This window comes from Cutibacterium nasicola (genome assembly GCF_051303185.1).
In the GTDB taxonomy this organism is placed as follows: Bacteria; Actinomycetota; Actinomycetes; order Propionibacteriales; family Propionibacteriaceae; genus Cutibacterium.
The window spans coordinates 225,048-248,641 of record NZ_JBPPGE010000005.1; the positions used below are offsets into that span (position 1 = coordinate 225,048).

Consider the following 23,594-nt stretch of genomic DNA (forward strand, 5'->3'; position numbering starts at 1 on the left):
GTGCCACGTGTCGCGGACACAACCAGAACCTCACTCGCGGCACAGTCGTTCTTACCTACTGAAAATGGCACAACCGTGGCACAACGAGACTTGTTCAACCTATTCATGATCCCGACAAACATCGTTTCGGCGACATCACCATGTCAGAAGAGCCAGCTCCTCGTCATCCAGATGCTCACTGACGAGGAGCCGCCTCAACGTCCGTTGACGCAATTCCCCCACCCGGGTCGAGCCGAACGAACTCGTCAGCCCCTCTGGCCACACCGTCGTCATGGCATAGGCAAGAGCCGCTCGGCGTCTGGCAACTCGGTGACCCTGCGCGTAGAGAGGCCCGCCAGGAACGGTCGGAAGGAAAGCTCCCAGCTCCCACACGGCCTCGTCGGCATCCCGGCTCGCGCACCTTCCGGTCCACATGGCTCTCTCGGCACGTATCAGTGGATCTTCCCCCTCGCCCGAGACGACATTGACCCACACATGTCCCGAAGCCAGCTCCGCCAGCTCGGCCGAGGCGATACAGCGGGACATGAACGTTCCTGGCTCGTCCAACGGCAAGTCCCACAACCGCCGCAATCCCTCGTCGCGCAGTTCAGAATCACTCATCCGATGACCCAACCGGAACGCTGCACAGCAGGTGAGAAGCCGAGCAACGTGGTCCTCGGCAGAGCTGAACGGCCGCGACAGGACATTCTCGAGGCCCTCGACGGCCACGTCCAGAGCGGAGAATGGTGCGACCCTCAGGCTCACTGCGCTCATGAGGAGCCATGTCTGTGGTCCGGTGACGGTGCGTGGATCAAAACCGGAAAGAATCTCGTCGCCCCTTGCGCCCACAGCCGTGGCAAGATCGGGAGACCAGCCGATCAATACTCGGGTGGCTCCCCGGGACTCATGAATTGCCAAATCGTGCGCCCCGACCGGCAGCGGGCCGATCGTCTCGCTGGTGTGTTCGATCCCATCGACGAGAATGCCCGCATCGGGGGTGTGACACATCATTTCCTCGGGATGGTCCACGATGGTCTCGGCTGGCAACCACGCAGGAAGGGAGCTCAGCGCCTCCCCGATGTCATCCGCGAACCGACCACGCCACAAGGCCATCCGAGCATTGCCCGGAGTCAAGGCAAGTTCGCTTCCGAGCAGGCTGACGCCCTCGTCCACCGCGTAAGAATCACCCATGTGTTGCCGCCACACCATGAGGACCGGATGCCCGTCGCGGCAAGTTCTGGTGACGACGAGACCGTGAGCCCCAGCCGCCCACACAGCAGCAGGGAGCGGATCGTCAAGGACCCAGATCGGACCGGGAACCGTCACTTTTGCCGTGTCGACGCCGGGGGGCATGGTGATTCCGGCGACGAGCTCGGCCTCGTCGGATTGGCGTAGCCGGGCAGACAGCACCGCTCCGCACGGGTGGGTCCACATCCACGAACAGTCGGCGGCGGACTCCTGACATGACACCAGGGTCCACGGCTGACCGACGCTGATGTGACTCATCCTGACCTCCAGACCCGACTCAACCGTCAGTGATGCCGACGTTGGCAACGTGGGCACCAGAACAGGTGACGCCCTCCCTGTGCGACCATCTTCACCGGCGTATTGCACACCAGACATGGCTGATTCTCTCGTCGGTAGACGTAGACCTCGCCACCGTGGCGATCAACGCGAGGTGGTCGCCCCATCGCCTCCGGAGTGTGCTCCGGCCCGACGGTGTCAATGCGGCCTGCCTCGACCCCGGCGCGCATGAGCATGACCAGATCATCCCACATTGCCAGCCATGTCGAGTGGGAAATCTGCGTGCCAGGGGTCGCTGGATCGATCCGATGCCGGAAGAGGACTTCAGCTCGATAAATGTTGCCGACCCCTGCTGCGATCTTCTGGTCCAGCAACAGGTCACTGATCCGGCGAGTGGACCGTCGCACCTTGCGCCACGCAGTCTCGGGGTCTGCGCCGTCACGAATGGGGTCTGGCCCGATCGTTGTCGCGACCGCCGCCCAGCCATCGTCGTTGATGAGTTCGCAAGTCTGGGGTCCACGCAGATCCGCAGCCGTGACACCGTCGGTGATGCGCAGTCTGACGTGCCCGACCACCGGAGCTGACGGCCCCACCTCAAGCTTCCCGACAAGCCCCAGGTGGATGTGAAGCAGGTGATCGTCACGATGATTGTCGAAATCAACGACAAGGTGCTTGCCCCATGCCTCGGCAGACGCCAGTACCGTCCCGTCGAGCATGGCTGCAGACTCGGTGAAACGGCCTTGCGGCGAGGTGACCTCAACCGGTTCTCCGGCAAAGGCGTTACCAATGGCGGTGGCAAGACGATGGATGACGTGGCCTTCAGGCACAGACGGTTGTCCTCTCGAGGTAGATGGGATGACGTGGTAATCGTGGACTGATGAGTACGGCGAGGTGTACTTGCGGCAGGATGGTCACATGAATGCCTCGGCCCACGGCAAAACCCGACGCACCCACGACCACGGACGCGGCCGTGGACCCATTCTCGGTGGAGACCGCGCCTTGAGGGTGCGCGAATTTGCTGAGCAATCTGAGCCGGCCGCTGGGCCCCAGATGCCCGAGCCAGGCCGAGAGTGGCCGACCGTGCTGGCGGATCTTCGTCGTCGAGCCACCGCCAGCCCGGTCAGAGAGTCTGATGAGGACGGCTCAACCCAGTGAGCCCTCGTCCTGCCAGCGAGTGAGTTTGTCAATACGACGCTGGTGACGGTCCTCATGGGAGAAGTCCGTCGTCAGGAAGGTCTCGACGATCCTCCACGCTTCCTCGTGAGTCTGCATCCGGCCACCAAGGGACACGACGTTGGCATCATTGTGGAGACGGGCCAACTCGGCAGTCTCGACGGTGTAGGCAAGCGCAGCACGAATTCCCTTGACCTTGTTGGCCGCGATCTGCTCGCCGTTCCCCGAACCGCCCAGAACGATGCCCAGGGAACCAGGCTCAGCTACGACGGCCTGAGCGCACGGAATGCAGTAGTCCGGGTAATCGTCGAGGGAATCGTAGCTCGTCGCGCCGTGGTCGACGACCTGGTACCCAGCCCTGGTCAGCCTGTCGACAAGGAACTCCTTGAGCTCGAAGGCCGCGTGATCGGTACCAATATGAACGTGTGAAGGCTTGAAGGTCATGGTTCAATCATGGCACCGATGTCCAGCCGGTTGGCCCTTTACAAGGGATCAACTCCGCTAGCGTGAAGGGTATGGCTGAAAGCACCTCATCCGTCCAGGCCCCTGACCCCTATCGCTTGGAGCTTGTCACCAGCGACGGTTCTCGCAGCGACGAGGTCGACAATGTCCTGCGTGCCGTGGCACTGGGCTTCCACCAGGCACAACCATCCGACGCCGAGCTCGAGCACTACGCCACCTATGTCGAGGGTCAACGGTTGTGGACGATCCGGCAGCCTGACCCAGATCCGGAGTTCCCGGGACTCCCGGTCGCCACGATGGCCGCGTACCCCAGCACCATCAACACCGGACATCGTCATCTCGAACCGGCCACCTTCATCACCGACGTGACCGTGCGTGCCAGTCACCGCCGTCGTGGATTGCTTCGCACCCTCATGACGAATGCCCTTGGCCGGTCCAAGGAGGAGGGTCTGCCCTTTGCCGCGCTGACGGCCACCGAGGGAAGCATCTACGGACGTTTTGGCTACGGCATCTCCACTCGTGCTCAGAACGTCGAGATCGTCGCGGATGGCCGGTTCAAGCTCAACCACGAACCGAGCGGAACGGTATCGATGGCCGATCCGCTGACCATCGATGATCTGCGCCTCAAGGTGTTCTCCGAGTTCCATCATGCCCATCGAGGTTCCCACAACCGTCAGTCCTGGCATGTCGATTTCGCCTCCGGACGCTGGAACCCCCAGAAGGATGGCCCGAACCGTCGGGTCCGTTCGATCGTCCACCACGATGACGACGGAGAACCTGATGGCGTCGTGTCTTACGAAATTGACAAGGACTTCGGCTCGCAGATCACCGTCGTTGACATGGTGGCCACCACCCCGAATGCTGAGGTCGCCTTGTGGGAGTTCCTGGCCTCCGTCGACCTTATCGAGACGATCAAGGCACGGCAGGTCAATCCCGCTACGCCGCTACCGTGGGCGGTCGAGGATCCGAGGGTGATCAAGTTCACCAGTCACACTGATCTCGGGTGGCTCCGCATCCTTGACGTCGACCGGGCGATGGCAGTGCGAGGCTGGGATCACCAGGGCTCGGTGACCTTTCACGTCACCGACTCGATGGGCTACGCCGAGGGTACGTGGCGTGTCGACGTCGATGCCCCAGGAGCACCAGCCACGGTAACTCGGGTCGACGATTCCACTGATGCCGCCACCCTCGATGTGGCTGCCCTCGGGTCACTGTACTTCGGCATGGGACGCGGGTTCTCGCTGGCCGCTGCCCACCGCATCACCGGTACTGACGAGCAGATCGCGGCCGTCGACCGGATGTTCTCCACCGTCGACGTGGCTCACAACATTTCAGAGTTCTGAGTTCTCATCAGGACGTTGTGGGCCGGGCGTTCGTGCCCGGCCCACATGTGTGTCCTGCCAGCTGTGTCCCGCGTGGCGGCCCGGGAAGATCGACCATCACGCAACGGTTGTGACTCCCTGTGGGCCGTTTTCGAGCAGGTATCGGAACCCCGCCTCGTCGAGAATCGGACGACCTAGTTCGCGTGCCTTGGTTTCCTTGGACCCTGCGTTCTCTCCCACAACGACGTAGTCGGTCTTCTTCGACACCGATCCGGCGGCCTTGCCCCCTCGGGAAACAATGGCCTCCTTGGCCTCGTCACGGGTCAATCCCTCCAGACTTCCCGTGACGACCACAGTCAGCCCTCCCAGGGTCTGCTCGGGTGCCTCGTCGCGATCGTCGGCCATTCGTACCCCAGCTGTAGCCCACCGGCTGACGATGTCTTGGTGCCAGTCGACCTCGAACCACTGCTGCACCGATTCCGCAATGATCTCGCCAACCCCGGCGACCCCGGCGAGCTCCTCCAAGGATGCTTCCCGGATGGCCGGGATCGAACCGAAGTGGGTGGCGAGTGCCCTGGCCGCCGTCGGCCCGACGTGCCGGATCGACAGCGCCACCAGAACCCGCCACAGTGGCTGGGCCTTGGCCTTGGCCAACTCGTCGAACATCTTCCTGGTCGTGGTAGTTGGCACGGAGGGCTTCTTCGCCGTCGGCTTCGTGAAGAAGTAGGGCTCGAGCTGCCAGGGGCCCACCTTCCCGCGCATCTTCCGACGACGCCACACCTTGACCTCGGCCAGGTCGTCGGGCTGTAGGTCGAAGAGCCCTGCTTCTGAGTTGAGCACCGGGACTTGCCGGTCCGGAAGCCCCTCGGCAACCTCACCCTCATCCGGTCGCTGATTCTCCGGGTCGACCAGAGCGATGGCGGCTTCCCATCCGAGCGCCTCGACATCGAGGGCGCCGCGCGACGCCAGCCCGAAAACACGTTCTCGCAGCTGAGAAGGGCATTCCTTGGCGTTCGGGCAGCGAAGATCCTTGTCACCGTCCTTTTCGTACGCTAGCTCAGCGCCGCAGCTGGGGCAGTGATCGGGCATAACGAACTCCCGCTCCGAACCGTTACGCAACTCGACAACCGGGCCCAAGATCTCGGGAATGACGTCGCCGGCCTTCCGCAATACCACGGTGTCTCCGATGAGGATTCCCTTGCGCTTGACCTCGAAGGCGTTGTGGAGGGTGGCCATCTCGACAGTCGATCCCGCAACGGTCACCGGCCTCATGACCCCGTACGGCGTGACGCGGCCCGTTCTCCCGACATTGACACGAATGTCAAGGAGCTCAGTGTTTACCTCTTCCGGCGGGTACTTGTACGCGATGGCCCATCGGGGAGCTCGAGAAGTTGCACCAAGCTTGCGTTGCAGAGAGACGTCATCGACCTTGACCACCACACCGTCGATCTGGTGGGAGGCCTCGTCACGCGACTCTCCCCAGGAAGTGACGAACTCATGCACCTGCTCGGCGTTCTCGACGATCTTGAGGTACGGCGACACCGGCAAGCCCCATTCGGCGAGCTTGTCGTACGCGTGTCCCTGGCTGGGAAACTCATGTCCTTCAACGGCGCCAAACCCGTGAACGATCATCGACAGGGGACGTGAAGCCGTCACCCGCGAATCCTTCTGTCGCAACGATCCCGCGGCCGCGTTACGAGGATTGGCGAAGGGATTCTTGCCAGCCTCGACGAGACCGGCGTTGAGGTCGGCAAAGTCGGCGACCGGGAAGAAGACCTCACCTCGTACCTCGAGCAGGCTTGGGATGTCGTCGCCAGCCAGTTTCTGCGGGATCGCCTTGATCGTGCGCACGTTCGCGGTGACATCTTCACCAATGCGACCGTCGCCACGGGTGGCCCCCGAGACGAGTTCACCATCGCGATACACGAGATCGACGGCAAGGCCATCGATCTTGAGCTCGCACAGGAAGTCCGGGACTCCCCCGACGGACGTGGCGACCCTGTTCATCCACTCCGAGAGCTCGTCACGGGTGAAGACATTGTCCAGACTCAACAGGCGCTCCAGATGCTCCACCGGGGCAAAGTCGGTCACCCGCTGTGGAGCCCCAACTCGCTGGGTGGGTGAGTTCGGGGTCCTCAACTCAGGGCGATCGTCCTCGAGCTTCTTCAGCTCAATCATGAGTTGGTCGTACTCGGCGTCGGAAATCGTCGGGGCGTCGTTGGCGTAGTAGGCGTCCTGGGCGTCCAGGACGCGTTCGGTCAGCTCAGTCCAGCGATGACGCGCCTCGGACTCGGACTCACTTGCCTCCAACTCGTCGCCTCGGGTGGGATCGTCAACCATGGTCCCATCCTTGCGCAGTTCCCATACCTGTGCATTCGGGTATCAGTCGACCTGCCTCCCACAACGAGGTGTGGTGGCCGCGGAAGCTCCGCGGCCACCGGTCCCCACAGTGGTTTTCAGACTCCGGTAGCCGGAAGTGCCCCGGCGAAGTCTCCTGGCCTGCTCGGCGTCACGGTCGGAGCGGTGGAGGAAGGAGCCGGCGTGGTCGGGGCCGACGGCCCGTCACCAGACGGCTTCACCAACCAACCACCATCAGCAATGGAAGCACCAGTCAGGCAATGTTTGAGCTCGTCGAGAGTGTAGAAGAATGAGTTCACCGAGATCGGACGACAGCCACGTCCGAAAGTAGCCTGCTGCTCGTTGAGGAGCATCCGGACGACCTTCTGCCCTGACCCCGACTCGAAGACGTCCCACTGCACGTTGGAGGCCAGCGGAGCCACCTTGGCACCCCGCCAATCTGTGGCCTGCCAGAAATTGGTGTCCTGCGGGCTGATCTGGGTACGAGATCCAGGTGCGCCGATGAGCGCCTCGAAGGGAACGAGGGTCTCAGCGTGGGCGAACCGCAAGGTCGCCGATCCCTTGGGATGGTCCTTGGTCTGCTGATCGATCTGGGCCAGGAAATCGTTAAGAAGAGGGCGGGCATTGCGATGGGCGATGTCCGATCCCTGGAAGCCGGGACCCTTCTCGGCGTAGTCCTCAGCGTCGAGGGACATCGCGAAGACATTGGCCTGGTCCTTCGTGAAGTACTTGGCGAAGTCGACCTTGGTCTCAGCAGCCATCGAGGGAGCGATGATGTACAGGTTGTACAGGTTGAGGGCCGCGTCGACGTCGTTTTTGGCCTTCTTGCCCTCGGGGGTCTCGAAGGTCCACTCCCCTGCTGCCAATCGGTCGACGAAGTCCTTTGTATAGATCTTTTCCAGAACCTCACGGGCGGCCTTGCGAACCTCCGGACGCGAATTCACCGCATCGACGTAATCAGAGAGTTCCTTGCTGTCCTGGTACTCCTTGTAAGCCTTGTAGTCCGGGTTCGACTTGTCCTTGTGGAAGTACAGCGTCTTGGTGTCGGCCTTGATGGCGCGTGACATATGCCCGCTCATCTGCGGGGCACCATGGAGCAATCCAGTGACAAAGTCGTATCCGGACTCCGCAGCACGCGGTTCTCCCGAGGACTCCACGACGACCGTGTTGTCTTCCCCGTTGAAGATCTCGGGCATCCGGTGGGCCAGACGCTCACCCAGTTGACGATGCTGATCAGCTCCCACCTCGGTGAGGTTGCCGTACCCCCTCTCGAGCTTGTTGCCCTTGCTGAGCTCAACTCCGTCGGCCTCCATGTGGGCCCAGGTGTCCTCGTTGCCGAGATTTTCATTGGCCTCATGAAGTTTCATGGCCTGGGCGTGAACATCCTGGCCGAGGGGAGTCACAGCTCCCAACTCATTGGCCTTTTCCCAGATCGCCATCGTCAGGGCGTCGTACTTGAAGCTCGACAGGCCACGAGAGCCGTGGCGGGCAACGACCTGAGTGTTGACGGGGTGAAATCCGGCGGGCGGGGCCTGCAAGGTGCCACCGGAATAGCGATACGGAGTCTTCGTCGACAGCGAGTCGTCGGTGTCAGCATGAGCAATTGGTGCACAGGTGATGGCCAGACACCCGACAGCCATGGCGCCAAGAACACGGAAAGGTCTGGAAGGCATGGTGTGCTCCCGAGAAGATCGATCAGTTTGGCCATACCCTCACTGATTCGGGCGTCACCTCCATGTACGGCAGGTGACGCCCGATCAACGCTTCAATGGTCTCCCGGTGACAGTCCCAGATGCGGATCAATCCAGGATCGGCCCCACGGTTCGGGTCCGCTTCAGCTCGAAGAACCCGGGGTAGGCCGTCACTTTCTCGAACCCGTCAAAGAGCTCACCAGCCTCCTCACCCTTCGGAGCAGGGGACATCACCGGCCCGAAGAGTGCCATGCCATTGATGTGGAGAACGGGAGTACCGACGTCCTGTCCGACCGGATCCATACCTTCGTGGTGTGACGCACGCATGGCCTCATCGAACTCTCCCTTGTCAGCACGATCCGCGATGGACTCGTCGTAGCCGCTCTCCACCAACGCTGCCTTGACGGTCTCGATGCTGCGCTCCTCCTTGCCAAGGTGGTAGCGGGTTCCAAGGGCGGTGTAGAAGTCGCGGACAGCTTCCTGCCCGTGCACCTCGACGACGCCAGTGGCAGCCTGAGCGCCGATCCACGCCTTGTCCATCTCGGCACGATAGCCGTCCGGCAGATCACGTCCCTCATTGAGGACGGCCAGGCTCATGACGTGGAAGACGGTATGGACGTCACGGACCTTCTCCACCTCGAGCATCCAGCGTGACGTCATCCATGCCCAGGGGCAGGACGGATCAAACCAAAAGTCAACTGTTGTGGTCATGGCTCCAGCCAACCGCACGCGCCCCCACGCGTACACCCCGACCCTGTCATTGTTCGCGTAAGGCGCAGTAATGACGCGAGACACAGTTCTCACTTAACGAGACAGTGAAAGGCAAGGACCGATACAGTTTTGCGGAAATGGTTGGGGCTTTCGTACACCCTCAACTGACGCACGTTCCACGGAGGCATGATGAGTTCGGTCAACATCACGCGTGAGGAAGCGCAGCAGCGCTCCCAGGTCATCACAGCGCACAGCTCCAAGGTGCTCGTTGATCTTTCTGGGCGTGACCCCAACGGCGATCCGCTCGCCGAGCCGACCGACACCTTCGTCTCCTCGTCGACCATCGAGTTTTCGTCAACCGGTGGCGAGAGCCATCTTGACCTCATTGCTGACGGTGTCTACGCCGCAGACCTCGATGGCACCCCGCTGGATCCAGCCGCATTCTCGAATAATCGTTTCCCGTTCACCACGGAAGCGGGAACTCACGAAATCACGATTACGGCGCTGTGCCGCTACTCCCATTCGGGTGAGGGCCTGCACCGTTTCGTCGACCCGGCTGACGGTAAGGTTTACCTCTACACCCAGTTCGAGATTGCAGATGCCAGGCGTATGTACGCCGATTTCGAGCAGCCCGATCAAAAGATGACATTCGAGCTGCAGGTCATCGCTCCGACTGGTTGGACCGTCGTTTCAAACTCCCCCACCCCAGAACCCACGGAAGGCCCTTGGGAAGGGATGTCACGGTGGTGTTTTGAGCCCACCCTTCCGATTTCGACGTATCTGACGGCCCTTGTCGCCGGCGAATACCACGTCGATCACGGAACCATTCACGCATTGTCTGGCGAAATGGACGCTGACATTCTGTGCCGTCAGTCGATGAGAGAGTACCTCCACGCCGACCAAATCCGCACCACCACACAACGTGGATTTGAGGTTTACGAGTCCGAATTCGGTTACCCGTACCCCTTCGGCAAGTACACCCAGTCCTTCGTGCCGGAATTCAACGCCGGAGCCATGGAGAACGCTGCCTGCGTCACCCACCGTGACGATCTGCTGTTCCGGTCCCGCGTCACCTCGGCCGCCTACGAGAACCGCGACAACACCATCCTGCACGAGCTGGCTCACATGTGGTTCGGCGACCTCGTCACCATGACGTGGTGGGACGATCTCTGGCTCAACGAGTCCTTCGCCGAATGGGCGTCGCATCACTGCCAGGAGAAGATCGTCGAGCAGCACGGCGGCATTGACCCATGGGTCTCCTTCGCGAACCAGCGCAAGACGTGGGGATACACCCAGGATCAGCTGCCGACTACGCATTCGATCGCCGCTGACATGATCGATCTCGACACCGTCGAGCAGAACTTTGACGGCATCACCTACGCCAAGGGTGCCTCGACCCTGAAGCAACTGGTCACCTTCGTCGGAGAAGCCGAGTTCCTGGCTGGCGTGCGCACCTATTTCGCCCAGAACGCCTTCTCGAACACTGAACTCAAGGATCTCCTCCACCAGCTCCAGGTGGCGTCGGGACGCGATCTGTCCTCCTTCACTGAGCAGTGGCTGCGCACCCCAGGGGTCAACACCGTCCGTCCGGATTACGACGTTGACGAGAACGGCAACTTCACCCGCTTCGACATCGTCCAGACGGCCATCGAGAAGTACCCCACCTTGCGAACCCATCGCTTGGGCATTGGGATCTACGCACTGACCGACGGCAAGCTCGTTCGGACCGAACGCCTCGACGTCGACATCCATGACGAGCGCACCCCGATCGCCGCGCTCGTCGGACATTCCCGTGGTGATCTGGTCCTGTTGAACGACGGCGACCTGACTTACGCGAAGGTCCGTCTGGACGATCATTCGATGGCCACCCTCATCGAGCACATTGACGCCCTGTCTGATCCGCTGGCCCGGGCGGTGTGCTGGAGTTCGGCCTGGGACATGTGCCGCGACGCCGAGATGAAAGCTCAGGACTACGTCGCCCTGGTTGGCAAGGGGCTTCCCAGCGAGACGGATTTGACGGCCGTCACCTCCCTCATTCGCCAGGCCACCACCGCTGCGATCTCCTACACCATTCCTGGAGCTCGTCAGGATGTGCGCAATCGCCTCGTTGCGATCTTGGCGACGGGGCTACGTGACGCCGAGCCCGGTTCGGACCATCAGGTGGCCTACGCCAACGGTCTGACCGCTGCTGCCACGAAGGATGCCGCCGACCTGCTCAAGGGGTGGCTGAACGGCGAAGAGGTGCCCGAGGGGCTCGACATCGATCAGGGAATGCGTTGGCGTCTCCTCATCGCCCTGGCCAGTATGGGCCGAGTCGGCGAGCCGGAGATCACTACTGAATTGCAGCATGACAACACCATCTCCGGATCGGAGCAGGCCGCTGGCGCTCGCGCTGCGATGCCAACGGCTGAGGCCAAGCTGACTGCTTGGCACCGCGCTACCACCGACGACTCGGTGCCCAACGAGACCTACCGCCAGCTCGTCAGCCAGTTCATTCAGCCCGATCAGACCAAGGTGCTCTCGCAGTACGTCAATCCTTACCTGGAGCTGTGCAAATCCATCGACTCCCACGAGGGCCAGTGGGCCAAGGCCGGTCACGCCCAGGTCCAGAACGCCCTGATGTGGCTCTTCCCAAGTACCGAGGTCATCGACGGGGCATGGCTCGACAAGCTCGATCGTTGGGTTTCCGAGAACAACCCGGGCAGCACCATGCGGCGCGTTCTGGCCGAGCGCGCTGACAATGCGCGCCGCACCCTGCGTTGCCAGGCGGCCAGCTGTCACTGATCTGTGACACATGAATGTGGCCCCGAACCATTATGGTTCGGGGCCACTATCATCTTTGTGATCAGCACTCACGCTGCGCGACCAGAATCAGTCAACGTTCTTGCTGCCGCGTCCTTTTTGGCGACATGGACTCCCCAGCCAATGAGGGATGAAGGGGATGGCCGCGGAGATCGGCCACACGACACACAGCATGAGCAGGCGTACGGAGCTGAAGTCGACCTCGGGCCAGCCAGGCGAAGTTTTCATGGGCACCGGGGCCAGCGCATCGATCGTGAGCTCGCGTAGCGTCGTCGCGCCGGTTTCAGATCGACCTTGGAGGCTCCATGGGGAGTTGGCAAACACGGACACATGGCGCATCGTGGACTCTTCTCGGTCATGGAAGGCCCGTCTTCCCCGGGTTACCACGTCAGACAGGGACCACCTGAAACCTGACATCTCTCATTGTCATGGAAGATGGTGGGCTTCCTTGATCGCTGTGCTGTGAATTCCTCTCCGTTTGCATCCCCGGGCCTCATTCCTTGAGACTGTCCACAACCTTCTCCGTGACTCTCCCGACGCTGTCCACAGATCTTGAATTGGCTGACGGATCGCCTGATGTCTTGCCGATAACTGTTGGTGTGAACGAACTTGAACTAGCCATGGCGGACAACGGCGGTGTCGTGCGGATACATCGTTTCAGCAGAACACGCGGGCAGGCTGACCGCGCCGTGAAAGCCGGACGCGCGATACGCATGCTCCCGGGAATCGTTGCGGATGCCGGACGAGCTGACGATCCTCGAGTGAAGATGCAAGCGATACACATGTGGCATGCAGATACGGTCATCATTGGTAAAGCCGCCCTCGTTGCGCAAGGAATGATTCCACCCGGCAGCCGGACACGAGAGTTCAGCGCAGTCCACGAGGTGGAGGCGTTTTCACGGACGAGAGGCATCAAACGAGACGGAATCCTCGTACATCGATGGCGGATTCCGCGCCGGTACGTCACCCAATACCGCGACGTGTCCATGGCGATTCCTGAGGCCTCCGTCCTCCTCATGGCCGTTCGAGGAGAATGGGAATGGGTCTGTGAGGCGCTGAGACAAAAACTCGTCACCCCGCGTTCCTGCCGATCAGCTCGTTCCTGCCTGTCGTGGAAGGTCAGCCGTCACCGCATCACTGCAGCCCTGGCCGATATTTCCTTCAATCCTTGGTCAGTGCCGGAATTGTGGTTGTCCCGGGCACTCCGCGCAGTCGGGTTCACCGGGTGGCACTCCAACAAGCGGGTGGACACGGCCGAAGGAGCCTTTACCCTCGACCAAGCCTTCGACGCGGAACGGGTTGGGGTTGAGGTCGACGGTCGCTGCGTACACGGCACACCTGAAGGTTACGAAGCGACCATGCTGCGGTCAGCGAGTTTGGATCGACATGGCTGGCGGATGCTTCACATCACTCCGACAATGCTCAAGCAACGGCCACGATTCGTGCTGGAGTGGCTGGCACAGCGGATCCACAAGCGGCATCGTCCGAAGTTTATGATGTCCGACCGCGACCTTTCGCGGATCATGCTTGGTCTGGCTCCAGCTTAACCGCTGCCATGTCCGCCCTCATCGCACCTCCTTGAGGAGAAACCTGCCGCCACTGCGCCTGACACCGCAGCATCTGTGTTCAAGATGTCTCATCAGCCCGAGTGCAGTCATGCCCGGCGTGGCGATCCCGGTAACACCGCTGAATTCCGTCACCACAACCTCCACCATCATCACTGTCTCACGCCATCTCCAGCCAGCCGCGCTGCACCGCACGGAAATGCCTGGAAAGATGGAGGTGAGACATCTAGGAGGAATCGCATGAGTGACACTGCGCCACAGACCGCCGAGGTTGGCGTCATCGGGATGGCCGTGATGGGGTCTAACCTGGCCCGCAACATGGCCCACAAGGGTTTCCGGGTCGCCGTGTACAACCGCACAGCTTCACGCACCGACGAGGTCATGGCCGAGCACGGCCACGAGGGGACCTTTCTGCCATTCCATGATCTGGCTGACTTCGTCGCAAGCCTCGAGCGCCCGCGCCGCATCGTCATGATGGTCAAGGCCGGTCGTGGCACAGATGCTGTCATCAAGGAGATCACTCCCCTGCTCCAGCCGGGCGACGTTCTCGTCGACGGCGGCAACGCCTACTTCGGCGACACTCGACGTCGGGAGGAAGAGATCCGCCCGACCGGTATCCACTACGTCGGCACCGGCATTTCCGGTGGCGAGGTCGGCGCGCTGGAGGGACCGTCAATCATGCCGGGGGGCTCCAAGGAGTCGTATGAAGCCATCGGCCCGGTTCTGGAGAAAATCTCGGCACAGGTCGACGGTGAGCCCTGCTGCGCATGGATGGGCACTGATGGCGCCGGGCACTTCGTCAAGATGGTCCACAACGGCATTGAGTACGCCGACATGCAGTTCATCGGCGAGGCCCATGCCCTCTTGCGCGCTGCCGGTCTGACGAATGCCGAGGCCGCAGACGTCTTCGAGTCCTGGAACCACGGCGATCTCGATTCCTACCTCGTCGACATCACCTCCCGGGTACTGCGCGCCAAGGATCCTCGCGATCCTGCCACCGACCTCCTTGACGTCATCCGCGACGAGGCAGGGATGAAAGGAACAGGTACCTGGACCGTCCAGACAGCTCTCGAGCTCGGAGTTGACGTCTCCACCATCAGTGAGGCCGTCTTCGCTCGCTCGGTCTCCAGCGCCCTTCCGCTGCGCAAGGTGGGCCAGCAGACCCTTGAGGGGCCGGACCGCACCATCTCCGTCGATGATCGTCAGGCGTTCATTGACGACGTTCGTGACGCCCTGTGGTCCGCGAAGGTCGTCGCCTACGCCCAAGGGCTCGACGAGATCCGCACCGCTGCGACCGAGTACAACTGGGAAGTCGACATGGGCCAAGTCGCCTCCATCTGGCGCGACGGCTGCATCATCCGAGCCTGTCTCCTTCAGCGTATCAAGGACGAGTATGCCGCTGGTGACCTCACCACCCTCCTGGAGGCACCCTCCGTCAAGGCCGAACTGGCTCGCTGCCAGCAGGCATGGCGTCGCGTCGTCGCCCGAGCAGTCGCGGCCGGAGTCCCAGTTCCGGGATTCTCCTCAGCCCTTGGCTATTACGACCAGGTTCGCGCACCACGCCTCAACGCCGCCCTCACCCAGGGGCTGCGCGACCTCTTCGGCGCGCACACTTACCGTCGTGTCGACGACGAGGGTTCCTGGCACGTCAACTGGTCCGGCGATGGACGCGAAGCCCGCGTAAACTGACCTCCCAGCAACTCCACGGCAGCGGCCACCGCAAGTCGCCGTGGCTCTACCCCTGCTCCTGACAACCCCCGCAACTTTTCAAGGACTCCCATGACCACTATTTCCACGACCCACGACTGGTGGACGTCCGCCGTTGTGTACCAGGTGTACCCGCGCAGTTTCGCCGACTCGAACGGCGACGGCATCGGCGACATCCGCGGCATCACCGAACACCTTGACCATCTCGTCGCCCTGGGTGTCGATGCCCTTTGGATCTCACCGTGGTACCCCTCCCCACTGGCCGATGGCGGCTACGACGTCAGCGACTACTGCGACATCAACCCTGACTTCGGGACTCTCGATGACGCTGACGCGCTCGTGGAACGGGCCCACAAATTGGGCCTACGAGTCATCATCGACCTGGTCCCCAACCACTCCTCCGAGGAGCATCCGTGGTTCAAGGAAGCCCTCGCAGCTGCCCCCGGTTCGCCTGAACGCGACCGCTACATCTTCCGAGATGGCCGCGGCGAGAACGGTGAACTCCCTCCGAACAATTGGCCATCGGTGTTCGGAGGTGGTGCATGGCAACGCATCACCGAGCCCGACGGAACCCCAGGGCAGTGGTACCTGCACTTCTTCGACGTCTCCCAGCCCGACTGGAACTGGGAGAACCCGGATGTCCTCAAGGAGTTTGACCGTGTTCTGAGATTCTGGTTCGACCGCGGCGTCGATGGTTTCCGCATTGACGTCGCCAACTCGATGGTCAAGGAATCCGGCCTCCCCGACCTACCCGAGAACGAGGAGATCGGAGAGCTCGTCGGGGACAGCCCGATGTGGGATCAGCCTGGACTGGCGCCCATCCAACGTCGCTGGCGAGCCATCGCCAACGAATACGCCGACACCCCTGGGGGTCCGCGAATGTTCGTCGCCGAGGCATATCTCCCCCACGACCGTCTGGTGCGCTACCTCGAGTCGGACAGGCTACACACCTCGTTCAACTTCGAGTTCCTCATCTCGGCGTGGTCGGCCCGTTCGCTTCGCACCACCATCACCGAATCCTTGGCAGCCCACGAGTCAGTGGGGGCAAGTGCCACCTGGGTGCTGGGCAACCACGATAACTTCCGCCCTGTCTCCCGCTATGGCAAGAAGATTTCAGGTCTGGACTTCTCAGATCCAGCTGCCCCCCATGCCGAGTTCCACGGCACACCGACCGATGTCGCTCTAGGACGCCGTCGAGCCCGCGCGGCCGTCATGCTCGAGCTTGCCCTTCCTGGCGGCGCCTACGTCTACCAGGGTGAGGAGCTCGGCCTGCCAGAGGTGGAGGACCTCCCCGACGACGTCCTGCAGGACCCCACCTGGGAGCGTTCTGAACACACTGACCGCGGTCGTGACGGCTGCCGCGTCCCGATCCCGTGGAGCGGTTCCGAGGCCCCCTACGGGTGGTCATCAGCGAGTGACAGTTGGCTTCCGATGCCGCACGACTGGGCTGATTGGACGGTCGAGGCCGAACAAGACGATCCGTCATCCTTCCTGGCCCTTTACCGCACTCTCCTGGCTGAGCGTCGGAACAACCCTGCCCTGGGAGCCGGGACGATGACATGGAACGAGTCGGCCGACGATGTCCTCGACTTCTCCCGTGAGCCTGACTTCCGTTGCGTCGTGAATTTCGGTGACGAGGCCGTAACCGTGGACACAGACAAGATCATCGTCAGCTCAACTTCACTGGAGATCCACGACGAACTCGCATCCGTCGGCCGTGACCAAGCCGTGTGGCTGCGAGCCTGAACGTCGATCAGACCGTGACGAGGTGGGCTGCCAACGCCTCCCTCGTCCGGTCGTCGATCGGGACCGAGGCTCCGGTGTCCGGGTCGACGCAGACGAGCACAGTTGCGGCATCGAGGGCAGATCCCGCCTCCGTGCCAATCGACCCGGCAAGGGTCATTGACGAGGCTCCCAGCCGCGTGAGCGCAGTGTGCACCTTGCATGACCGCTGCGACGGCAGCACTTGACGTCGATAACGGATGTCCTGACGCACAACGACCCACAGGTGGTCGCCGGCTCGTCTCATCCCTGGCGACCACGACGTCGTCGCGAGGATCCTGGCCTCCTGGAGGTACCCAGCCATGCTGACGTTGTTGACGTGGCCCTGCCGGTCGACGTCAGACCACCGGATAGGGACCTCGACGATGTCACCGACCTCGGAGACGTCAACGATCTTGATCGGCTTCCACGGTGTCTCCTCAATCTTCATGGCCTCAAAGGCGCCTCGCTCGCCGTCGGTGAGCCGACGCGGTCGTCCTGCGTCGAAGTCGAAGGGGCAAATAATTCCGCGTGCCCGAGTGACCTCAAGGTCATGGTGCCAGGCACGGTAATCCAGGACGGTTCGGGCCGCGCCGACCTTGGAGCAACCAACCTCGACCCGTAGCGGGCTCCCATCCACGACGAAGGGGGCGAAGAACTCGACATCCTGAGTGACGACGACGATCCCCGTCTCAAGCATCTCCTGGGCACCGTTGGTGTAGAACGCCTGATTTCGAGACTCCTGAACCAACTCGCTGATGCGTACGTTGTTGACGTGTCCCTGCGCATCCATGTCGGACCATCGCAGCGGAATGTCGACGACAACGGCACCCGTCACGGTGCGTCGCCTCCCTTGGCCGCACCCAGTTGCTCATTCTCGTCGGCAAACATCTCGTCAACGATGTCGGAGTACTTCTCAACCACGACCCCCCGACGCACCTTGAGGCTGGTCGTGACCGAATGAGCGTCCTCGGTCAGCTCGTGGTCGAGGATTGCGAACTTCTTGACGGTCTCCCAGCGTTCGAGGCGGGAGTTTGCGCGATCGACATACCGCTGAATGCTGCGACGCACGTCCGGGTCTGCTGTGAGCTCGGCGTAGCTGGCGCCAGGACGCCCATGCCGACGTGCCCACGTCATGAGAGCGCTCTTCTCGAGGGTGAGGAGGGCCACTGCGTACTTGTGTCCCTCGCCCAGGACAACCGCGTTGGACAGGTACGGGCAATTGGCCATCAGGGTGGCCTCGACCTTCTGTGGGGCGACGTACTTTCCGCCAGAGGTCTTGAACAGGTCACGTTTGCGGTCGGTGATGCGCAGATAGTTCATCTCATCGAGTTCGCCGATGTCGCCTGTGTGGAACCAGCCGTTAGTGAACGCCTTTGCCGTCTTCTCCGGGAGGTTGTGGTAACCACGAGCAACGATCGGTCCCGACACCAGGATCTCGCCATCCTCGGCGATCTGTGCGAGGCAGCCAGGGGCAGCCGGTCCCACGGTGCCGGGGCGAATGGCATCGGGCCCGCTGAAGAACGCGACTGCCCCGACCTCGGTCGCCCCATACCCCTCGACGATGGGAATCCCGGCGGAGGAGAACCACTGCTGGACCTGCTCCGACAACTTGGCACCACCGCAGATCATGAACTCGATGCCGCCAAGTTTGCGACGCAGGGTGGAGAAGACCAGCGCATCGGCGATCTTCCGCTTGGCCTCAAGCATCCTGGGTGCGCGATCGCCGGCGTTGCGATAGCTCTGGGCATCGCGTCCGGTTGCGAAGGCCCACCGCGAGACACGACTTGCCAGACGTCCTTGGGGGTATGCCGTCATGACGCCGGCACGAATCTTCTCGAAGATACGCGGCACACCGCACATGACGCGCGGTTTGACCTCGCCCAGACTTCGGGCCAACCGTGGGATGCGCGGCTCGACTGCCTGGGTGATGCCAATCTCGACACAGATGGCGATGAGGCATTTCCCGAAGGCGTGGGACAACGGCAACCACAACATGTGGACGTCCCCGCCACGGAACATGTTGAGGCTCTTCCATGCCTGGCCCATGTACGTCCATGCCCGGTGAGTCAGCTCGACTCCCTTGGGCGTGCCCGTCGTGCCAGAGGTATAGATGAGGGTACACAGGTCGTCGGGTTCGACGGAATCGATCATGCGCCGCACGAGGTCCGGCTCGGCGGCCAGGCGTCGCCGTCCATTCGCAATGATGTCAGCCATGGTGGTGAGTCGGTCATCCCGGACGCCGGTCTCGGCCGAATCGTCGGCAAAACTGATGATGTGCCGAACAACCGCATCGACCTCGGGCCTGCCCTGGATCTTCGCGACCTGGGCCGTGGAATCGACGAAAAGAACGGACGACTCGGAGTCCACCAGGATGAAACTGGCCTCTTCCGGCCCGGAATTCGGGTAAATCGTCGTCGTCGCGCCACCAGCACAGGAGATGGCCATGTCGGCAATGATCCACTCGGTGCGCGTTCCGGAGAGCAGGGCGACGCGTCCCTCCCGAGAAAGCCCCAAGTCCATCAATCCAGCAGCCACCTCGTGGGCCTGACGACGGAATTCAGCAAAGGTCATGGGGAGCCAGGTGTTGGCCTCATCGTCAGCACCGGAGGGAGTAAGAAAGGCGATGCGATTGGGATGGGCATCCGCCTGTCGATCGAGCATCGTCGCGAAGTTCTTGGCGGAGGACGCAATGAGCTTGCGCTGCAGAGCAAGGGGCTCCTCGTCACTGGTACGCCTCATCAACTCACCCTCTTCTCGGTCAAAAATGACTCCCACCACGCTATTGCATGGCGCATTGGCCGATCCCCACAATTCCCAGCGCCACCCATAGGTAGGTGTCCACAGGAGTGGGCAGGAGTACGTTCCTCGCACCACGGGTACGATATTCATCATGTCACAGGGCGGTTCCAGGCGCAGCATTCATGATGACGATGCCTCGAATACGCCATCGACAACGCCTTTTGAGGATGTCGGGCCGAAGGTGGAGCGGTCAGCGGCAGCCCCCTGGCTGAGCATTGAACAGCAACGAGTATGGCGAGCTTGGCTCCTCGGATCAGCTCGTATCACTGCGCACCTTTCGGAGGATCTACGGCGCCATGGCCTCGAGCTGTGCGAGTACGAGATCCTCGTCAGTCTTTCGGAGGCTCCCGATCACGCGGTCCGGATGTCTGTCCTTGCCAGCGAGGTACATCAGTCAAGGTCACGACTCACTCACGCCATCGAGCGGCTCGAGGGCCGCGGCCTTGTCGTGCGTGAGCCTGACGTGCGAGATCGTCGTGGAGTGGTCGCAAGGCTGACTCCCGACGGGATGGACCTGTTGCGGCAGACCGCCCCCGACCATGTCCGCGCGGTCCGGCATATTTTCGTTGACCCGATCAATCCAGAGGATTTCTCGGCCTTGGGACGGGCCATGAAGGCTGTCCTTTCCGTGTCAGACTGAGTCCATGACGGCCACCACGGACATTCTTCAGGACTTTCACTCAACCCTGAGGGGTCTGGACGCCTCTGCCGTGGAAATCCTGGACGATTCCCGGCTGGCACGCGCCTTGTACTCCTCCGACGCCTCGATTTACCGAGTTGTCCCCGCTGCAGTTGCCCATCCACGAAGTACTGATGAGCTCTGTGCCCTAGTCACTGCAGCCAGCCACGTTGGTCTACCCGTGACAACCCGTGGCGCCGGTACGACCTGTGCTGGCAATGCCGTCGGGACCGGCCTCATCATCGACACCGCAGCGCACCTCAACCGCATCCTTTCCCTCGATCCCGAATCGGCTGCCGCCGTTGTCGAGCCCGGCGTGGTCCAGGACTGGCTTCAGCATGCCGGGGCTCCCCATCAATTGCGGTTTGGCCCGGACCCCTCCACATCGACTCGCTGCACCATCGGCGGGATGATCGGAAACAACGCCTGCGGTCCGCGGGCTTTGGGGTACGGACGTACCGGCGACAACATCGTCGACCTCGACCTCCTCACTGCTGATGGTCACGTCACGACCCTCCGCCCCGGTGACCTCACGGTTCCTTTCGCGCAACGTCTGGCTGATGTGGCAGACGCGAATCTTGCGACCATCCGGACCGAATTCGCAACTTTCTCCCGTCAAGTCTCCGGGTACTCAATGGAGTGGCTGCTGCCCGAGCGTGGCCGCAATCTTCCAGCCTTCATCGCGGGCACGGAAGCCACCCTGGGTATCGTCGCGAAGGCGACGGTCCGACTTGTCCGCGAGGCTCCCTGTGGGCTGACGGTGGCGCTGGGCTACCCATCGATGCCCGAGGCCGCCGATGCGGTCACGGCCTTGCTGCCCTTCTCCCCCGTCGCTTGCGAAGGATTTGGGCGCCGGATTGTCGACGTGGTCTCTCGGGCAGGACGACCGGTTCCCGACCTCCCGCGTGGCGACGGCTGGATGTTCGTGGAGCTTCGCGGCGACGACGAGGCCGAGGTGGCGTCGCGCGCCAAAGACATGGTCGCTGCCAGCGAATGCCTCGATGGCTGGGTGGTCTGCGATCCAGATCAGGCCGCAGCCCTCTGGAGGATCCGGGCTGACGGCGCAGGGCTGGCCGGAGTCAGCCTCGACAAGCCAGCCTGGGCCGGATGGGAGGATTCGGCCGTTCCGGCAGTCGACCTCGGCCCCTACCTCCGCGACTTCGAGTCCTTGTTGGCAGACCATAGCCTCCATGGTCTGCCTTACGGCCACTTCGGCGAGGGATGCCTGCACTGTCGCATCGACTTCCCCCTCGATCAGTCCGACGGACCCCAGCGCTACCGCTCCTTCGTCACCGAGGCGGCGCAACTGGTCGCACGGCATGGTGGGTCAGTCTCCGGTGAGCATGGCGACGGCAGGGCACGCTCGGCCCTGTTGGACACGATGTACTCCCCCGATGCCCTGAGCCTCTTCGGCAAGGTCAAGGCGATCCTCGACCCGGACAACGTGTTCAACCCGGGGATTCTCGTCGATCCCGCACCGCTCGAGACCAATATCCGAACCCACGAATCGGCTCTTTCCGCGATCACCGTTTCCCATCCCGAATTCGCCGCCAACGTCCATCGCTGCACCGGAGTCGGAAAGTGCATCGCCCACACCGCTCCGAGCGCAGTGATGTGCCCCTCGTACCAGGCCTCCGGACTCGAGGTGGACTCCACCCGCGGCCGAGCCAGCATCCTCAAGGAGATGGTCAACGGCACTCTCATTGACGGCTGGGACTCCCCCGAGGTGGAACGGGCTCTCGACCTCTGCATGGCCTGCAAGGGGTGTGCTCGCGACTGTCCTACCGGGATCGACATGGCCAGTTACCGCAGTACGGTCCTCAACGAGAAATACCGCCACCGACTTCGCCCCCGCTCCTACGTCACCATGGGCCTACTGCCACTGTGGGAACGTCTCCTCAATCGCATCCCGGGAGCGCTAGCCCTGGCCAACAAGGTGTTGTCGGTCTCGGCCTTCGCCCACTTGGCCCGATGGACGGCTGGCGTCGACCAGCGCCGTCCGCTTCCGCGGTTCCAGTCCTCGGCCAGGCTGGCCAGCGAGCACGCAACCTCAGCCCAGACCATCGTGGCAAAACAGGGAACTTCGACCTCGCCTGCCACCGAGAATCCCTCAACGAGATCGACCTCACCGACTCGCCGTAGCGGGGACAAGGGTGACGTCGCCATATGGGTGGACTCCTTCTCCGACATGTTGGAGGGGTCAGACCTCTCCGCGGTCGTTGCGGTACTGGCCGACGCCGGCTACCACCCCAGGGTCCTTTCCGATGACGTCTGCTGCGGATTGACCTGGATCACCACTGGTCAGCTCGAAGGCGCCCGTCGTCGGCTGCGGGCAGGGCTGGCGGTACTGGCTCCCCTGGCCGACGCGAACGTCCCGGTCGTCGGGTTGGAACCGTCGTGCACGACCGTGTGGCGGGACGATGCCATGCGCCTTCTTCCGGACGATCCACGGGTTGGCCGCGTCGCCCGGAACATGCACACCGTCGCTGAGATGCTGGAGGCGGCGAAATGGACCCCGCCTTCTCTGGCCGGCCACACCGTCGTCGCCCAGCCCCACTGTCACCATGCCTCGATCCTCGGTTTCGGCCCGGACAGGCGTCTGCTCGAAGCTGCGGGGGCGAAGGTCAAAGTGGTCAGCGGCTGCTGTGGATACGCCGGGAACTTCGGCGTCGAGAACGGTCATTACGACTTCTCGGTGAAGGTTGCCCAAAACAACCTCCTTCCGGCCATCAACGAGGCCGGACCGCAGGCCATCATCCTGGCCGATGGGTTCTCCTGTCGACGCCAGACCTCTGACCTGACGGGACAGCGAGCCCTCACCTTCTCGGAGCTGTTCGCCTCACACCTGTCGTCCCGCGGCAAACAATGACGGTGTGGCCCAACTCTTAGCACAACGTCGGATGTTGCGAGTCTGCGGACTGGTCGATCATGCCGCGAGAAGACGCTGCTGGGATTCGTTGATCTCGCTCATGATCGAGGTCAGCTCGAGAATCTGAATCGGGCTGACCTCACGGAAACCCGATTTATCTGGCTGCTGTCACCCGTCGAAGGCCCCCGC

Annotated in this window: 16 protein-coding genes and 1 pseudogene; 8 read left to right on the forward strand and 9 right to left on the reverse strand. The window is 62.4% G+C overall.

Translation table 11 applies throughout. The features are described 5' to 3' along the window. Positions 1 to 135 precede the first annotated feature (135 nt). Both ACSJJT_RS10010 and ACSJJT_RS10015 read right to left on the reverse strand, forming a co-directional pair. A complete protein-coding gene (locus tag ACSJJT_RS10010) occupies positions 136 to 1,413 on the reverse strand; it encodes a hypothetical protein (RefSeq protein ID WP_435918171.1) in 1,278 nt (425 codons plus the stop codon). Positions 1,414 to 1,511: 98 nt separating this feature from the next. Then, positions 1,512 to 2,330, reverse strand: coding sequence for an Fpg/Nei family DNA glycosylase (locus tag ACSJJT_RS10015; RefSeq protein ID WP_435918136.1), 819 nt, complete (start codon positions 2,328 to 2,330; stop codon positions 1,512 to 1,514). Positions 2,331 to 2,418: 88 nt separating this feature from the next. Here ACSJJT_RS10015 and ACSJJT_RS10020 point away from each other — a divergent pair, with 88 nt between their 5' ends. Further along, positions 2,419 to 2,658, forward strand: coding sequence for a hypothetical protein (locus ACSJJT_RS10020; RefSeq protein ID WP_435918137.1), 240 nt, complete (start codon positions 2,419 to 2,421; stop codon positions 2,656 to 2,658). Here ACSJJT_RS10020 and ACSJJT_RS10025 read toward each other — a convergent pair. Beyond that, complete coding sequence (locus tag ACSJJT_RS10025; protein WP_435918138.1) at positions 2,647 to 3,120, reverse strand: ribose-5-phosphate isomerase; 474 nt, start codon at positions 3,118 to 3,120, stop codon at positions 2,647 to 2,649. The genes ACSJJT_RS10020 and ACSJJT_RS10025 overlap by 12 nt on opposite strands. Before the next feature lie 71 nt (positions 3,121 to 3,191). Between ACSJJT_RS10025 and ACSJJT_RS10030 the strand changes: the two genes are divergently transcribed. Continuing rightward, positions 3,192 to 4,481, forward strand: coding sequence for a GNAT family N-acetyltransferase (locus tag ACSJJT_RS10030; RefSeq protein ID WP_435918139.1), 1,290 nt, complete (start codon positions 3,192 to 3,194; stop codon positions 4,479 to 4,481). A gap of 96 nt (positions 4,482 to 4,577) precedes the next feature. Here ACSJJT_RS10030 and ligA read toward each other — a convergent pair whose 3' ends face one another. The 3 genes from ligA to ACSJJT_RS10045 all read right to left on the reverse strand — a co-directional run bounded on the left by ligA (position 4,578) and on the right by ACSJJT_RS10045 (position 9,220). Beyond that, positions 4,578 to 6,800, reverse strand: a complete 2,223-nt coding sequence (gene ligA, locus ACSJJT_RS10035) for an NAD-dependent DNA ligase LigA (RefSeq protein ID WP_435918140.1) — start codon at positions 6,798 to 6,800, stop codon at positions 4,578 to 4,580. 116 nt (positions 6,801 to 6,916) lie between these two features. Next, positions 6,917 to 8,491: a histidine-type phosphatase gene (locus ACSJJT_RS10040; protein WP_435918141.1), complete on the reverse strand. Its 1,575-nt coding sequence runs from the start codon at positions 8,489 to 8,491 to the stop codon at positions 6,917 to 6,919. A gap of 126 nt (positions 8,492 to 8,617) precedes the next feature. Then, positions 8,618 to 9,220, reverse strand: coding sequence for a mycothiol-dependent nitroreductase Rv2466c family protein (locus ACSJJT_RS10045; RefSeq protein ID WP_435918142.1), 603 nt, complete (start codon positions 9,218 to 9,220; stop codon positions 8,618 to 8,620). A gap of 189 nt (positions 9,221 to 9,409) precedes the next feature. On the opposite strand from ACSJJT_RS10045, the gene pepN reads away from it, so the two are divergent. After that, positions 9,410 to 12,004 (forward strand): aminopeptidase N, encoded by a 2,595-nt coding sequence (gene pepN / locus ACSJJT_RS10050; protein WP_435918172.1) that lies wholly within the window; start codon positions 9,410 to 9,412, stop codon positions 12,002 to 12,004. A gap of 68 nt (positions 12,005 to 12,072) precedes the next feature. On the opposite strand, the pseudogene ACSJJT_RS10055 reads toward pepN, so the two are convergent. Beyond that, positions 12,073 to 12,274, reverse strand: a pseudogene (locus tag ACSJJT_RS10055) (hypothetical protein). Positions 12,275 to 12,642: 368 nt separating this feature from the next. On the opposite strand from ACSJJT_RS10055, the gene ACSJJT_RS10060 reads away from it, so the two are divergent. The 3 genes from ACSJJT_RS10060 (at position 12,643) to ACSJJT_RS10070 (ending at position 17,040) form a co-directional block, all read left to right on the forward strand. After that, positions 12,643 to 13,569 carry a putative endonuclease domain-containing protein gene (locus ACSJJT_RS10060; protein WP_435918173.1) on the forward strand — a complete coding sequence of 309 codons (927 nt, stop codon included), beginning with the start codon at positions 12,643 to 12,645 and terminating at the stop codon, positions 13,567 to 13,569. 258 nt (positions 13,570 to 13,827) lie between these two features. Then, positions 13,828 to 15,276, forward strand: a complete 1,449-nt coding sequence (gnd, locus tag ACSJJT_RS10065) for an NADP-dependent phosphogluconate dehydrogenase (RefSeq protein ID WP_435918143.1) — start codon at positions 13,828 to 13,830, stop codon at positions 15,274 to 15,276. 90 nt (positions 15,277 to 15,366) lie between these two features. Continuing rightward, entirely contained in the window at positions 15,367 to 17,040 is a 1,674-nt protein-coding gene (locus ACSJJT_RS10070; protein WP_435918144.1) for a glycoside hydrolase family 13 protein, read from the forward strand. A 7-nt stretch (positions 17,041 to 17,047) separates the two neighbouring features. On the opposite strand, the gene ACSJJT_RS10075 is transcribed toward ACSJJT_RS10070, so the two are convergent. Together ACSJJT_RS10075 and ACSJJT_RS10080 are read right to left on the reverse strand one after the other, a co-directional pair. Next, positions 17,048 to 17,893, reverse strand: coding sequence for an acyl-CoA thioesterase (locus ACSJJT_RS10075; protein ID WP_435918145.1), 846 nt, complete (start codon positions 17,891 to 17,893; stop codon positions 17,048 to 17,050). After that, entirely contained in the window at positions 17,890 to 19,797 is a 1,908-nt protein-coding gene (locus ACSJJT_RS10080; protein ID WP_435918174.1) for an AMP-dependent synthetase/ligase, read from the reverse strand. The genes ACSJJT_RS10075 and ACSJJT_RS10080 overlap by 4 nt, the downstream gene beginning before the upstream one ends. Positions 19,798 to 19,939: 142 nt before the next feature. Here ACSJJT_RS10080 and ACSJJT_RS10085 point away from each other — a divergent pair, with 142 nt between their 5' ends. Both ACSJJT_RS10085 and ACSJJT_RS10090 read left to right on the forward strand, forming a co-directional pair. Next, positions 19,940 to 20,497, forward strand: coding sequence for a MarR family winged helix-turn-helix transcriptional regulator (locus tag ACSJJT_RS10085; protein WP_435918175.1), 558 nt, complete (start codon positions 19,940 to 19,942; stop codon positions 20,495 to 20,497). A gap of 4 nt (positions 20,498 to 20,501) precedes the next feature. Continuing rightward, a complete protein-coding gene (locus ACSJJT_RS10090; protein WP_435918146.1) occupies positions 20,502 to 23,405 on the forward strand; it encodes an FAD-binding and (Fe-S)-binding domain-containing protein in 2,904 nt (967 codons plus the stop codon). Positions 23,406 to 23,594: the final 189 nt, after the last annotated feature.

Bases quoted from the DNA above. Each gene is read 5' to 3' on its own strand.
- ACSJJT_RS10010 (WP_435918171.1), bottom strand. From the start codon at position 1,413: ATGTGGACCCACCCGTGCGGAGCGGTGCTGTCTGCCCGGCTACGCCAA.
- ACSJJT_RS10020 (WP_435918137.1), top strand. From the start codon at position 2,419: ATGAATGCCTCGGCCCACGGCAAAACCCGACGCACCCACGACCACGGA.
- ACSJJT_RS10025 (WP_435918138.1), bottom strand. From the start codon at position 3,120: ATGACCTTCAAGCCTTCACACGTTCATATTGGTACCGATCACGCGGCC.
- ACSJJT_RS10030 (WP_435918139.1), top strand. From the start codon at position 3,192: ATGGCTGAAAGCACCTCATCCGTCCAGGCCCCTGACCCCTATCGCTTG.
- ligA (WP_435918140.1), bottom strand. From the start codon at position 6,800: ATGGTTGACGATCCCACCCGAGGCGACGAGTTGGAGGCAAGTGAGTCC.
- ACSJJT_RS10040 (WP_435918141.1), bottom strand. From the start codon at position 8,491: ATGCCTTCCAGACCTTTCCGTGTTCTTGGCGCCATGGCTGTCGGGTGT.
- ACSJJT_RS10045 (WP_435918142.1), bottom strand. From the start codon at position 9,220: ATGACCACAACAGTTGACTTTTGGTTTGATCCGTCCTGCCCCTGGGCA.
- pepN (WP_435918172.1), top strand. From the start codon at position 9,410: ATGAGTTCGGTCAACATCACGCGTGAGGAAGCGCAGCAGCGCTCCCAG.
- ACSJJT_RS10060 (WP_435918173.1), top strand. From the start codon at position 12,643: ATGGCGGACAACGGCGGTGTCGTGCGGATACATCGTTTCAGCAGAACA.
- gnd (WP_435918143.1), top strand. From the start codon at position 13,828: ATGAGTGACACTGCGCCACAGACCGCCGAGGTTGGCGTCATCGGGATG.
- ACSJJT_RS10070 (WP_435918144.1), top strand. From the start codon at position 15,367: ATGACCACTATTTCCACGACCCACGACTGGTGGACGTCCGCCGTTGTG.
- ACSJJT_RS10080 (WP_435918174.1), bottom strand. From the start codon at position 19,797: ATGAGGCGTACCAGTGACGAGGAGCCCCTTGCTCTGCAGCGCAAGCTC.
- ACSJJT_RS10090 (WP_435918146.1), top strand. From the start codon at position 20,502: ATGACGGCCACCACGGACATTCTTCAGGACTTTCACTCAACCCTGAGG.